This window comes from Mesorhizobium sp. P2_E6, assembly GCF_056403835.1.
In genome coordinates, this window is the sequence record NZ_JBFUEQ010000004.1 from 325211 (window position 1) to 338399 (window position 13189).

The 13189-nt window shown below is 60.0% G+C and carries 14 protein-coding genes; 3 read left to right on the top strand and 11 right to left on the bottom strand.

Annotated features, from left to right (window positions below; translation table 11 throughout):
• Positions 1–10: 10 nt before the first annotated feature.
• The 3 genes from AC1D08_RS12325 to AC1D08_RS12335 are packed head-to-tail and all read right to left on the bottom strand — an operon-like array spanning position 11 to position 1783.
• Entirely contained in the window at positions 11–1000 is a 990-nt protein-coding gene (locus AC1D08_RS12325; RefSeq protein WP_095091155.1) for an aldo/keto reductase, read from the bottom strand.
• Positions 1001–1012: 12 nt separating this feature from the next.
• Entirely contained in the window at positions 1013–1384 is a 372-nt protein-coding gene (locus tag AC1D08_RS12330; RefSeq protein WP_457153581.1) for a DUF2255 family protein, read from the bottom strand.
• Between the two features lie 3 nt (positions 1385–1387).
• The gene (locus AC1D08_RS12335) at positions 1388–1783 is read right to left on the bottom strand and encodes a (R)-mandelonitrile lyase (protein WP_457153582.1); all 396 of its coding nucleotides are present in this window, start codon (positions 1781–1783) and stop codon (positions 1388–1390) included.
• A 155-nt stretch (positions 1784–1938) separates the two neighbouring features.
• Between AC1D08_RS12335 and AC1D08_RS12340 the strand changes: the two genes are divergently transcribed.
• Complete coding sequence (locus AC1D08_RS12340) at positions 1939–2832, top strand: LysR family transcriptional regulator (RefSeq protein ID WP_457153583.1); 894 nt, start codon at positions 1939–1941, stop codon at positions 2830–2832.
• Between the two features lie 104 nt (positions 2833–2936).
• On the opposite strand, the gene AC1D08_RS12345 is transcribed toward AC1D08_RS12340, so the two are convergent.
• The 8 genes from AC1D08_RS12345 to AC1D08_RS12380 form a co-directional block, all read right to left on the bottom strand.
• Positions 2937–3539, bottom strand: coding sequence for an ATP-dependent DNA ligase (locus tag AC1D08_RS12345; protein WP_457153584.1), 603 nt, complete (start codon positions 3537–3539; stop codon positions 2937–2939).
• Between the two features lie 274 nt (positions 3540–3813).
• Positions 3814–4152, bottom strand: a complete 339-nt coding sequence (locus AC1D08_RS12350) for a slr1659 superfamily regulator (RefSeq protein WP_457153585.1) — start codon at positions 4150–4152, stop codon at positions 3814–3816.
• Between the two features lie 16 nt (positions 4153–4168).
• Positions 4169–4729 carry a slr1658 superfamily regulator gene (locus AC1D08_RS12355; RefSeq protein WP_206073834.1) on the bottom strand — a complete coding sequence of 187 codons (561 nt, stop codon included), beginning with the start codon at positions 4727–4729 and terminating at the stop codon, positions 4169–4171.
• Between the two features lies 1 nt (position 4730).
• Positions 4731–7097, bottom strand: coding sequence for a SpoIIE family protein phosphatase (locus AC1D08_RS12360; RefSeq protein WP_477423200.1), 2367 nt, complete (start codon positions 7095–7097; stop codon positions 4731–4733).
• Positions 7094–8272 (bottom strand): methyltransferase domain-containing protein, encoded by a 1179-nt coding sequence (locus tag AC1D08_RS12365; protein ID WP_477423202.1) that lies wholly within the window; start codon positions 8270–8272, stop codon positions 7094–7096. The genes AC1D08_RS12360 and AC1D08_RS12365 overlap by 4 nt, the downstream gene beginning before the upstream one ends.
• Complete coding sequence (locus AC1D08_RS12370; RefSeq protein WP_457155392.1) at positions 8269–8742, bottom strand: ubiquinone biosynthesis methyltransferase UbiE; 474 nt, start codon at positions 8740–8742, stop codon at positions 8269–8271. The genes AC1D08_RS12365 and AC1D08_RS12370 overlap by 4 nt, the downstream gene beginning before the upstream one ends.
• Positions 8743–8956: 214 nt before the next feature.
• Positions 8957–10606 carry a putative bifunctional diguanylate cyclase/phosphodiesterase gene (locus AC1D08_RS12375; protein ID WP_477423347.1) on the bottom strand — a complete coding sequence of 550 codons (1650 nt, stop codon included), beginning with the start codon at positions 10604–10606 and terminating at the stop codon, positions 8957–8959.
• A 440-nt stretch (positions 10607–11046) separates the two neighbouring features.
• Positions 11047–12186 carry a helix-turn-helix transcriptional regulator gene (locus AC1D08_RS12380; protein ID WP_477423204.1) on the bottom strand — a complete coding sequence of 380 codons (1140 nt, stop codon included), beginning with the start codon at positions 12184–12186 and terminating at the stop codon, positions 11047–11049.
• A 232-nt stretch (positions 12187–12418) separates the two neighbouring features.
• On the opposite strand from AC1D08_RS12380, the gene AC1D08_RS12385 reads away from it, so the two are divergent.
• Entirely contained in the window at positions 12419–12721 is a 303-nt protein-coding gene (locus AC1D08_RS12385; RefSeq protein WP_457155460.1) for a hypothetical protein, read from the top strand.
• A 116-nt stretch (positions 12722–12837) separates the two neighbouring features.
• A complete protein-coding gene (locus tag AC1D08_RS12390) occupies positions 12838–13068 on the top strand; it encodes a hypothetical protein (protein ID WP_457155459.1) in 231 nt (76 codons plus the stop codon).
• The last annotated feature ends 121 nt before the right edge of the window (positions 13069–13189 follow it).

Below are 13189 nucleotides of genomic sequence, written 5' to 3' on the forward strand. Positions count from 1 at the left end.
TCCTTCCGCTTCAGCGATCGATCCTCGCCGCTTGTTGTGGTGAATAGCGCTCTCCCTGCACGGCAATCGCCGAGACCGCGTTCTCGATGTCGCGAAGATCGTCCACGCTGAGCACAACGGCGGCCGATCCGATGTTCTCCTCGAGGCGATTGAGCTTCGTGGTGCCGGGGATCGGGACGATCCATGGCTTGCGAGCCAGCAACCAGGCGAGCGCGACCTGTGCCGGGGTCACCTTCTTCCCGGCTGCGATCTTGACGATCGCATCGACCAGCGCCTGGTTCGCCTTGCGGGCCTCCTCTGCAAAACGCGGAACCGTGTTTCGGAAGTCGCTGCTGTCGAACGTCGTGCTGGCGTCGATGGCGCCGGTGAGGAAGCCCTTGCCCAGCGGGCTGAAGGGCACGAAGCCGATCCCCAGTTCTTCCAGGACCGGCAGGATCGCCTCCTCGGGTTCACGCCACCACAGCGAGTATTCGCTCTGCAATGCCGTGACCGGCTGCACCGCATGCGCACGACGGATGGTGCGCACGCCCGCTTCCGAGAGGCCGAAATGCTTCACCTTGCCTTGGCTGATCAAGTCCTTCACCGCGCCGGCCACCTCTTCGATAGGCACGACCGGATCGACGCGGTGCTGGTAGAGGAGGTCGATATGGTCGGTCCTAAGCCGCTTTAGCGACGCCTCGACGACCTCGCGAATATGCCCCGGCCGGCTGTCCATGCCGTCGTGTCCGGCTGTACCGGCAATGTCGATGCCGAACTTGGTGGCAATCACCACCTGGTCGCGGATCGGCTGCAGCGCCTCGCCGACGACCTCCTCGTTCTTGAACGGGCCATAGACCTCCGCGGTGTCGAAGAAGGTGACGCCGCGCTCGAACGCGGAGCGGATCAGGCGGACAGCATCCGGCGTGTCCATCGGTTGCCCGTATGAATGGCTCATCCCCATGCAGCCCAGCCCGATGGCCGAGACTTCGAGGCCACCCTGGCCCAGTTTGCGCTTTTGCATCTCAGTTCTCCTTCATGTCTTCGCTAGGATTCTGACGGTCGCGGCGCGGGCGCGCGCGCTGATCATCGGGGCGAGGTATGGGCTCGCCGCATATTTCGCCCGGTAGGCATCGTCGATGCGGTCGTTGACCGGCCCTTCGACTGCTTCGAAGGTGACATCCCTGGTCATGCCGGCGGCGGTGATCCGACCGGCCTTCTGCTTGATCGCAGCCTGGTACCAACGCGACTTCTGGCCGTTGTAGCCGCGCACATAGAGTTCGCCTTCGGTCACCACCGACCAGATCCAGGTCGGCGTGCCAAAGGTCACGCGATCATCGCGCAGCGGCGCGATGTGCAGATCGTCGGTCGCGGCGATCCTGCCGAGTTCGTCCTTCGGCCACGTCATTTGTCACCTACCATACTGCGCGTCGCCGACGTGCTCCATCCAGTCGACGGCCTTGCCGTCCAGCGCTTCCTGGACGGCGATGTGGGTCATGGCTGTGGTCGGTGCCGCGCCATGCCAGTGCTTCTCGCCCGGCTCGAAGCGAACAACGTCGCCCGGCCGGATGTCTTCGACCGGGCTGCCCTCGCGCTGCACGCGGCCGCAGCCGGCGGTGACGATCAGCGTCTGGCCGAGCGGATGGGTGTGCCAGGCGGTGCGCGCGCCGGGCTCGAAGGTAACGGCGTTGCCGGCCGCACGCGCCGGCGCGATGGCTTGAAACAGCGGATCGATGCGCACCGTGCCGGTGAACCAGTCGCCCGGCCCCTTGCCCGAGGCTTGAGAGCCGCTTCGATTGATATCCATGGGTTTTATCCCTTCTCGACGCGGCGCCAGACACGGCCGCCGGCCTCGGAGCCGCCGCCTTTGGGCCGCCCGATTGCGATGATGCCTATTTAAGGCCTGCGATTGATCGCGATTAGCTGCTATATCCGGCATGTACTTATGAGAAGGGCTCATGAATGCCGCGCGACAATCTGAACGAGCTGACCGCCTTCCTCGCCGTCGCGCGTGAGCGGAGCTTCACCCGAGCGGCAGCCAGGCTGGGCGTCTCGCAATCGGCGCTCAGCCACACATTGCGGGCGCTGGAGGAGCGGCTGGGCGTGCGGCTCCTGACCCGCACAACGCGCAGCGTATCGCCGACCGAGGCGGGCGAGCGCCTGGCTCGCAGCATCGGGCCGAGGCTCGACGAGATCGAGATGGAACTCGCCGCCTTGAGCGCATTGCGCGAAAAGCCCGCCGGCACCATCCGCATCACCTCCGGCGAGCACGCCGCCGATGCGGTCCTGTGGCCGGCGATCGCCAGGCTGCTGCCCGACTATCCCGACATCAGGATCGAGATCATCGTCGATTACGGCCTGACCGACATCGTCGCCGAGCGCTACGACGCCGGCGTGCGGCTTGGCGAACAGGTGGCGCGCGACATGATCGCGGTGCGCATCGGCCCCGACATGCGCATGGCGGTGGTCGGCGCGCCGGCCTACTTCGCCGCCCGGCCAAAGCCGCGCGCGCCGCAGGACCTGACCACCCACAATTGCATCAATCTGCGGCTACCGACCTATGGCGGGCTCTATGCCTGGGAATTCGAGAAGGCGGATCGCGAACTGAAGGTGCGGGTCGAGGGCCAGCTGGTGTTCAACACTGCCGCGCTGCGGTTGAATGCCGTGCTTGCCGGCTTGGGTCTTGCCTATTTGCCCGAGGACCAGGTGACGACCGATCTGGCCGACGGCCGACTGGTGCGGGTGCTGGCCGACTGGTGCCCGCCCTTCCCCGGCTACCACCTCTATTACCCCAGCCGGCGACAGGCGACGCCGGCCTTCTCGCTGCTGGTCGATGCCTTGCGCTACCGCGGCTAGATGGAGTTGACGAAAGTATCTGGTGGAAGACGAGCGGCCGAGCAACGACCTCGGCATGTTCTAACTTATGTCACCTAAAAGTGCGCAGTGGCTTTGGGCCCAATTCAGGAACCGGCCTCCTCGAAATATTTGGCCTTCAGCCATGTGTTCGACGGTCCGCTCCTGTAGCGGCTGTCGGTGCGCTTCGAGATGATGATCTCAAGCTTGTCGATGGCGCGGAAGATCGCCAGCGCATTGCCCTCGAAATGCTCGCTGTACTGGATCTTGCCGAGACCGTGCTCGACCAGTTGCCACAGCGCCTGCTTGCGCTGCAGCAGGGGCAAGGACGTTAGATTGCGACCGTTGAGATGGAGGATGTCGAACGCGACGAACACCAGCCGGCTCGGTTCGTTCCAGATAGCCGCTTCCAGCGCAGGGCAATCGGAAGCGCCCTGCTCGCCCGGCACAATGACCTCGCCGTCGATAATGGCAGACCGGCATGGCAGCTCGGCGGCCAGCGCGATGGGCCAGTATTTCGTGGTCCAGTCTCGGCCGTTCTTGCTGTAGAGACGCACGCCGCCTTTATCGATGATGATCTGCGTTCGGTACCCGTCAAGCTTGACCTCGTGGACCCATCCCTCACCTTCGGGCGGCCGCTCGACCAGAGTCGGGATCTGCGGCGGAATAAATTCCAGCCGGCCGCCGATGACCTTGGCACGCTTACTCAATGACGCCACCTTTGACCGAGCAACGGCGGCTGATCGGCACAGGCAGCCCGACATCCTCCCAACCTGGACGCCTGCCGCCTGTGCCGAGCCCCCGCCGAGCATTGCCAGCATCTGCGCACGGGGCCGGATTGTCGTTAGCTTCGCATCCAAAAATTTATCCTGGCGTACATATCGCACGCGGTGCGGCGCTCTTGCACCATCACCGACTGGCCTGTCCTATCCAGGATTGCAGCCAACCCACGCAGTCCCCTGTCAAATTTCGGGCGACCCTGGTTTAGTCCATCAAAAGGACCAGGGCGGGATGCAGCTTCTTGAGGTTCGGCAATGATTTCGATTGCCAGGGTATGTCGGGCGTTCCACGCACGACGAGCCGAACTTCGGGATGCTTGCGCACCTCGATGGTAAATTTCGCCAGCAGGTTGATGCCGGAAGAGTTGAGAAAGTGGAGGTCCTTCAAGTTGAGCGTAATGGACGGGGGATTTGCGGCAAGAACACTGGTCGCCAAAGCCGTGACAGGCGCACCGGCTTCGGAACTTGCAAGCCGCATGGCGCCGTCGAAGAAAATTTCGCTTCCTTCGATCCACACGCGGTAGTCGTCTGTCTTGATTTCCATGGCCTTGCTTCGTGACCTAGTTGTGAGTTTGCGAGATCGGAATGGAGGCATATGTCTCCAGGCAAATCCGATCGGTTTCGTCGACGGAGCTGAATATCCAGGCCAGGCGTGCGCCATAGTCGCTCATCAACGTCAGCAATCCGAGTCCGGAGCCTGTCACGTCGGGGTTGGCAGCATTCGCTTCAATTCGCTGTATCAGCAGGTCTCTGGGGTCCCCAACCGTGATGTCCGCCAGGAGACTTTGGAACTCGGACGCGTCTTCACCATCGAGGTCATTCGACACCTTGAGCTTGAAGCACTCCGAATCCATCGACGCCTCGATTACGATTTCACCCGGTGCGCGAAACTTGACAGCATTTTCGATGAGCTCGTTGGCCAGGTATCCGATGCTGTGCCGCACTTCCCTGTAGTCATTGCGGGACGACTGAAAGCGCAATGCGAAAAGATCGGCGATGAAGTCCGAAGTCGTCGCGCAATGACGCCAGCTCAAGTCGAGAGGTCCGTCGAACAGCCGCACCCGGCTGACGCTTTCCATCATTCCGATTGCAAGGTCAGGGGTGCCGAACAGCGTGGTCATCCTATGTGTGCCTTATGATCACGAGGGTGATGTCGTCGTGGATCTTCTGGATTCCGATATGGGCCATCAGATCCTCGATGATCCCGGTTTTGATTTCCTCGGCGCTGCTGCCATGACGTTTTCGGGCGCTCTGGCAGAGGCGCTCGAACCCAAACAGTTTTCTGTCATGGTCTTCCGCCTCGGTCACACCGTCAGTGTGCAGCACGATCACATCGCCACTCCCAAACAGGATGTTCCGCGTGGCAATGAACTTCGAGATGTCTTTCTCCAGACCAACCGGCAGACCCAGATCTATCGTATCGATGCGTTCGACTTCGCCACCCGCACGGACAACGAGAACATCCTCATGCTGGCCCGATAGCGTTACCCGCTCATCCTCGAAATCAAGAAAGGCCAGCGAGAGATGCTTGTCGGTGTTCGTCCGCTCGATGTTCTTATAGATCGCTCTGTTCAGCCGATCCAGAAACTGGTGTGGATCCGCTTCGTTGGTCTCCTGCAGCGCGCGCGCAACGGATTGGACCATCAGCATCAGCACGCCGCTCTCGAGACCATGGCCGGTCACGTCGCCGATGCCGATCTTGACCCGTGATCCATTCTGCAGGACGTCGTAATAGTCACCCCCGACCTCGTCGGCCGGTCGCATGTAGGCCGCGATCTCCAGCCCTGGAATCGCTCGGAGTTCGAATGGCTTCGGCAGCACCATCATCTGGATATGCCTGGCGACTGCGAGCTCGGCACCGAGGCGGACGTTCTCGTCCCGCAACTTTTCGTTGAGTGCGGATATTTCCTGGTTTGCGTCCCCGAGCTCCCTGGTTCGGTCGTCGACGAGTTGCTCGAGGTTTTCCGTGTGAAAGCTGATCTGCTCGGCCATCCGGTTGAAAGCGATCCCTGCCGCTCCAACCTCGTCGCGCGTCGGAATGCTCACGCGGACTGAATAGTCTTTGGACTGGAGCCGCTGGGCGGCGCTGGCGAGCGCCCTGAGGCCCGCGGTGATGCGCTTCGAAATTCCGAGCACCGCCGCGAAAACAATCAGAAGCGAAACGATGATCGCGCCGATCTGAAAGAGCAGGATACGATTGGTTGCCCGCGAAATACTCTGTTGCGCGGCGAACAGGGACGCATAGATCTCCCGTTCGGGAACGACGATCCCGACCGACATCGTTTCGGACTTGATCGGTCCCGAACTCCACAGATTGGTTGGCTTCAATCTCTTGAGGACAACGATGTAGGGTACGCGCTCGCCTTTATTGTCGAGCATGATATGTTGAATGACGCCGTCATTGTTCTGGTCGAGAGGCAGCGACGCGATTGCCGGCTGCACACTTCCCCGCAGGGACCTCTCCAGGCCAGTGACGCCTTGCGTGCCCGCATCGCTCGATGAAGTCAGGCCGATGATAGCCTGGCCCGACGGATTGATCGCCACCACGTTGCCAGTCGACATCGTAAGGAAGCCGAACCCGGTTTCAGCGATCTTCACACGTTCGACGACTTGCGCGAGCTGGTCGAGAGTGATGTCTGCCCCCGCAGTACCGGCGATGCCGGTGCGATCGCGCGTCCACAGCGGATGGAAAAAGCTGACGATCAGCTTTCCCGTGATTGCATCGGTGTAAGGCGCTGTCTGGGTAATGTCGTCAGGGACGGGACGAGAGGCCGGATTCCCGGCCCATTGCTGCCATGAACCATAGATACCCGGAAAAAAGAACTCCCAGAACTCCGCCTTGTTGTGGCCGGGATAGAGCTTGTCGAAGGTCTGTGCCTGGTCCGTATACGGAACCGTCCTGAAGATCGGCCTTTCCTTTGGGCCAATATAGTACATCTGCAATTTGGACGACCCGCTGGCCATGAGAGTCGGCGCGACGAGATCGATCACGGTACTGTCTTCTATTTCCTTCTGAACGCTCGACAGCGGGGTGTGGTCGGCACCCAGCAGGTAGCCCCAGACGCTTACCACCGAAGGCGCGCCCGGCAGATTCTGCGCCCAATCGCCCCGCGCGTCGTAGACGACCTTCACGGAGCCGGGCGCCTCATGCGAAAGAGTCGCTCCGACCTGTTGCTGCCTGCTCGGATCGTCGATCTGGGCCTGCAGCACGCCGGCCAGCGCCTTGACGTCGCCATGAACGCGGTCGAGCAGCAGGTCGACGCTCAACGCCGTCGATTGGGCATAGGAACGAATGTATTCCTGGTTTGCGGTCGTCAGGCCCTCGCCGACTTCCGATGTGGCATCGCGCGACAGCTTCTGAACGTTCCAAAGCGCCAGACCACCGCTCAGCAGGAGGTCGAACAGTACGGCGCCGCCAACGACCAATACGAATTTCGCTCGAAAGGAGCGCAGGCCGAAGCGCGGTGTGGGCTCATCGTGGGCGTTCATTGCGGCCGTCGCCCCGATGCGACCCAAATCGGCCAACCGGCGTAACCCTTGGGGTGGAGCGCAGCGAAAATGTGGTCCTGGAAGCCCTGCCGGAACTGTGCGACGAACTCTGGTCCGTCGCCGCGTCTGGTCGCCATCTCGCCCGCATAGACATCCGCCCAGGCTACAATGACATCGGCGAAGTCCTGCGGATCACCGTCCAGGTTAGTGACCATGAAGGTCTCGACACGTATATCTTCGAATCCAGCTTCGATCAGGTATCGCCGGCTCTTGGGCCCAAGCTCGACGTCCATCTCGAAATGCCCGAACAGCTTCGCCACCTCGTTGTAGGTCCAACGAATGCTCTCGGCGCGCGGCTCGCCGAGGCAATGCGAGTTCTTCTCGTTGGTGATATAGACCCGCCCGCCCGGCTTGCATATGCGGTAGAGCTCCTTGAGGATGAGTTCAGGTCGATTGAAGATTTGAAGGGAATGCCGGCAGGTGACCAAGTCAAACTGCGCTTCGTCAAGCAGCATCTCCGACGCATCGCCATAGGTATATTCCACGCCCCGGATATCGAACTCCCGCATCACGCGTCGAGCATAGCTGAGGCTTGACATGGAGTGGTCGAGGGCGACGATCCGCGATGGCTGGAACTCCTTCTGCACCAGCAAGGCGAAATCACCGATCCCGCAACAGATGTCGGCCATGACGATCCCGGGCCTCATGCCGTGTCGCGGCAAGATTGCGCGCTCGTGGCGCCAGGTCATCTTTGTTTGTGTGCGCAGGATCGGAACGAACCCGCCTTCCTCGAGGAAGCCCTGCCCAGGATAGAATTTGCTGTCATACTCCTCGACCGTGATGTTCGGTTCGATCCCGCTCAAGCGACCGAATTTTCGCGAGGTCCAACCGACCACGCTTGACGTGATGACGACGAATTTGAGATCGGGTCGAGCCCGACAGGCGTCAAGGAGGATCTGCGAAAAGGCGTGAAACGCGGCGTTGTTCATCTGCGTCAGGCGTCTGACATTGACGTAGAGAACGCCCCGCACACGACTGATCGCATCGCGAAGCAACGCGATGCTGGGCCCAAGCTCATCGACCGCCTGAGGCCGGACCACGCCCGATATGGAGAACTCCTGATTGTTCGCGTCGTATTGCGCCTTGAAGCGTGGGGGAAGGTCGTAAGGGCTCAATTGTGCAGGCCTTCGAGCGGAAGATCCACGACAAGCCTGATTGCATCACCATCGGCTTCCTCGACCCTGAGTGTGGCGTTGTAGTCGACAGCCAGTTCCAGAAGTACGACCTCCCGGCTTGGCGCGATATCGCCAGACACCGAGTTGAGGTATCGCTCCCTGGCCTCGAATCCCGCGACTTGCGACATGGCTTCTTCGTAGAATTGGCGCTCCCCTGGCACGCATGGGAATGTCAGCTCGATCCTGTCCGTGGCGCCATGGCGAGACACCCTGCATGCCAACTCGCCGTCGGTATGGCGCGTGCGAAAGGCAATTTCCAGCAGCTCGTTGAAGGCCGAGGAAAAGAGATTTGAATGCCGGACCGAGTCTGATCTATTTTGACTGATCATCCGGGCCATGTATGTCGAGACATAATCGCAGTGTCTCCAAGCGGAGACAAAGGCTTTGATTTCCATGTCGATCTGGATCATGGGCTCAAAAGTCTGCTCGCCAGCCAGGTCATGTTGAACAGATCCCATCGGCATCCTCACTTATTCCATCAGTATTTGAGCCCTGGTGGGCTATGGCCTCCGAGGCGGAAATTTGACCGCCTCGTAATCAGTCAGTCCCGCACTGCCTCGAAGAATTGCGTGGCGTCTGCGTCGATCGTTTCCACAACTGTCCACTTACAAAGGGTGCAAGGCGCTAGAGCGCCCGATTTGAATTCTCCATCTCCCGTACCACCTTCGGCGGGGACCGCCTGATGAAATCGCTGGTTGCCTCGGCTCCGAGCGGTCGCCCCAGGAGATTACCTTGCAGGCAATCGCAATTTTCCTTGATCAGCCATCGTGCCTGTGCCGACGTCTCGACCCCCTCGGCAGTGACACTTATTCCCAGGCCGTGCGCCAGGTTGATGATCGATCGCACGATCGTTTGGCTTTTGAGATCGGTCTCCAAGTCCGCAATGAAGTACTGATCTATCTTCAAGGTGTCGAAGGGAAAGTTCTTGAGGTAGCTCAACGACGAATAGTATGTGCCGAAATCGTCGAGCGAAATTCGTATCCCCAAGACGTTCAGGGTATTCAACGTGTCGATATTGTCGATCGTCTTCTCAAGAAGAACGGTCTCGGTTATCTCTAGTTCAAGTCTGTCGGCCCGGATTCCAACTGCGTCGATGATCTGGGCGACCGTGTCCGTCAGCGTACCGCTGAGGAACTGAGCTGGCGAGAGGTTCACTGCGACTGTCAGCGAAGAAGGCCACTTCAAGGCCTGCCGACAGGCTTGCTCGAGCACCCATCGTCCAATCTCATCCATCAGACCGTCGGCTTCGGCGATCGGTATGAACACGCTGGGTGGAATGGTTCCGACGTCGGGATGCCGCCACCGCAGCAGCGCTTCGAAACCGATCGTCGACGAGGGAGGCCGAATGAGCGGCTGATACTCCAGATAAAGCTCGCCTCGCTCCAGCGCGGTTCGAAGGCTGCGCCTCAGGTTCTCGCGTTGTTCCAGCAAGAGCAGCATCGAACGGTTGAATGTTCGAGCGCAGCCGCGTCCATCTGTCTTGGCAGCGTAAAGAGCAATGTCAGCGGCTTTCATCAGCTGCTCGCCATCGGTCCCGTGCTCGGGCCCGAAAGCAATTCCGATACTCGAGCCGACGAAGACGGGAATGCCGTTGATGACGAACGGTTGCTTGAATGCGTCGACCAGCGACCCGGCGAGGCGCTCAGCCTCGGCTGGCTGCTCTTTTCCCAATTGGATGACAGCGAACTCGTCGCCGGCATACCGGTACGCGGACTCACCATCCTGCAGCGCGTCGCGGATACGACCCGCCGCGAGCTGAAGAAGCGTATCGCCTGCCCCATGGCCGAGCGTGTCGTTGACCGCTTTGAAATCGTCCAGGTCGATTTGCAGCAGGGCAGCTTTCGGCTTTGGTCCGCCGAGGGCCACCATTGCTTGCTGCAGCCGCTCGCCGAATCGCCGTCGATTCTGCAGTCCGGTCAGCGCGTCGTGCGTTGCCTGATGGAGCAGAATTACATGCTCTTGCTCCTCCGCAACGCTCCGCCCGCCATGGTCCCTTGATTCGATGATTCCGGCACCATTTGCAGTGCTGAAGACAAAGACCGACCGGGGCGCTCCGCCCGATGATCGCGGCAGGTCGAGGCTTGCCGGAGGGCCACCCTGGAACACACGAAGAAATTCGTCGCGATACTTCGCATCGAGAAAGCTCGGGTAGATCTCCCAGACGGCGGCGCCCAGCGCCACCGCGGCTCCGTACACGCCTTTGAGCCTTGTTGCGTAGTGCGTCAGCCGGAAGTCGCGGTCATAGAACGACAAAAGTTCGGTCGTGTTCGCCAAAAGGTCAAAGAGAACCCCTTCGCCGGCACGTGGAGCATCGACCGAGGAAGGCCCCTCGCTCTCCGTGCCGACGCCTGATGCCTCTGGGCGCAAGAGCCACCTCCATAAGCGATGCAGATTCGCGCCGCCCAGTCTAAAAATAGCATAAACGTCAAGCTTGGCAAACTTTCAACTCGCCGTCTTAACAAGCGCCGCAAGCAGCATAGTTGCCATAAATGCTCCGCTGTGATTGGCGGTAAATTGTCGATAACGATCAACAGTCACAGTTCGTTAACAGATCGTGAATTGACGGGAATCAGCTATGCGATTTGATAGCGCGATGGGCGCCTCAAGAAGATATTGTGGTCGATGATATCGTGGTCCATGAGGCCGCGTGGCCTTCCCAGCCCCCGGCCAAGCCTCTTTTGAGCCCGCCCCGTCAGCAACGCCGATCCCCGTATTCAGTTTCCGAGCGCCTTGAGCCAACCTTCAAAGGAAGAGGCCTTCTCGTGTCCAGCAAGCGAAACAGAGTGGGCGGAACGCGGCAACACCACAGTGCCGCGGCCTTCGCGGGGGCTGTAGCCGAATTCCTTGCTGAATGCCCGGCTGAAATTAGCCGCTGAACTAAACCCGAAGGCTTCGGCAATTTCGACAATGCGCCGACTGTCCGTCGCATCGCTAAGCGCAACATGGGCCGCCAGAAGGCGGCGGCTTTGTATGTAATGGAGAACCCCACCGCTCGGTTCGAACAACTGATAGAGGCGCGAGCGCGAGACGCCGAGCGCCCGGCACATTGAATCCGGTGTCAGATGAGCCGCATCCAGATTGTTCTGGACGTATCGGCGGGCTCGCTCCATCAGCGCGACACTCGCCAATTGTTCGGCGGCAGCGGCATGTTCGGCCGGAGGCGCGAGGCAGGCAATGATCATGCTGCGAGTTGCGTGTACGATGCGGGGCAGGTCATCAACCGTGAGACTGGGCAGGCTGGCTTCGATGCTGTTGACATAGTCGACCAGAAGGTTGGCAAAGTTGCCCGACAGAATTGAATTGTTCCTTGCGTCGAGGTTTGCCGCGGCGTCAGAGAACAAATCACGCGGAAGATAGAGAAGGAGACTTTCGGAGTCTGTCGTCCTCCCGCGAAACGGGTAGCCAAGCGATCTGATCTCCAATTTGCCCGGTTGGCCTTCTGCAATGCGGCGATCGACCTCCGTCCACGACCGGCCGGTACGTGGCAAGGCGATATACCAGTGATCGATCGCGCTGGACCGAAGCTTCGCGGCAGAACGCATGTAACTATGCGCCGGCGCGTGCTGTTGAACGATCAGCATGCCACCGAGATTCCAAGCCGTGTGGTCGGCGGGAAAGCCATCGTCCAGCGATTTGTCATCCGGCAACCTAACCTCGACAAGCGGTGCCATATGCGCTTGCCAAGCGGCGAATTGATCCTGCGGCGCCAGTTCGAGCGTTGAAAAGAACAGCGGTTCGAGCACCGGCGCGAGTGACGGGGCAGCCTCACTATGGGGTTGAGCCTCGCGCGGCCAACGACGTCGATCACGCTCCGGCGTCTGCCCGGGGGGCTCGTCTTGCCTCTTAGTGTCCATTGTATGGTGCCATATCCGATTCCGGTATGCCCATGCCCCTCTCAATCATGTGGTGTATCTCAGGCTTCTAGCAAGACTGGCGGAACTCTAGTCCACTGAAACGACGATCACGCTGGATTACAGTAAGAAATAAATGCCGAGATAAGTTTCTGGATGCGAAGCTAACGACACTCTTCAACCTGGTGCTTATAGAATCGGGCATCATGAAATCGTAGTTGAGGAGGCCGTCAAAATGAACACAAAGCTCGACAGCGAAGCTCGTCGCAAGATCATTCTTGATGGATACGGTAACAACGAACCGTTGAAGGATATTGCGGCAAAAATAGGGTGTTCACTGGCCAGCTTGAAAGTCACCGCCAGCAAGATCGGTTGCACTCGAACTCCGAAAGAGGCGGCTGACTTTCGACGTGGGTTTCATATCCCGGAGGACAAACGGCGGGACTACCATCAACTCATGACTGTTGGACAGTATAAAGCCCGCGAGTGTGCGCTGATTTTGGGTCTCTTAACACAGCAAACATCCAGCGGCGAGTAAACTGTTTCCAATACACTATCGACGATAGTGCCACTCGAACAGTCCATCGCCTCGGCGGTTCATCAGCAAAAGACCCTCCGCAAGCACGAGCGGCGGGCTCTGAAAGGTTCGCGCAGATGCTGCGCCGGCGCTCCAATCGCACCTGCCTGAGCCATCATGATCTGGCGATTTGCGAACGTGTGTTCAACCAGGTATGCGCGGATGAGGATCTCGATCCTTTGGATCCGAAAGCCGAAATCTTGGCGATGATGGTTGTGGCCCTTGTTCGAAAAGCGCACACCAGCGAGCACGAACTGCTGGAGGCGGTCAGGTCTCGTCGCCAAAAGGCAGCGCGAAAACGGCACTAGCGCATGCCGTCCCAACTGCGCAGCGGTTTTGGTACGTCGACATGGATAGGGCAACAACCCAGGGGCGCGTCGCATGATTCCGTTCAGTCGCGACGTGCTTTAGCCAAGGCACCGGAGTTGA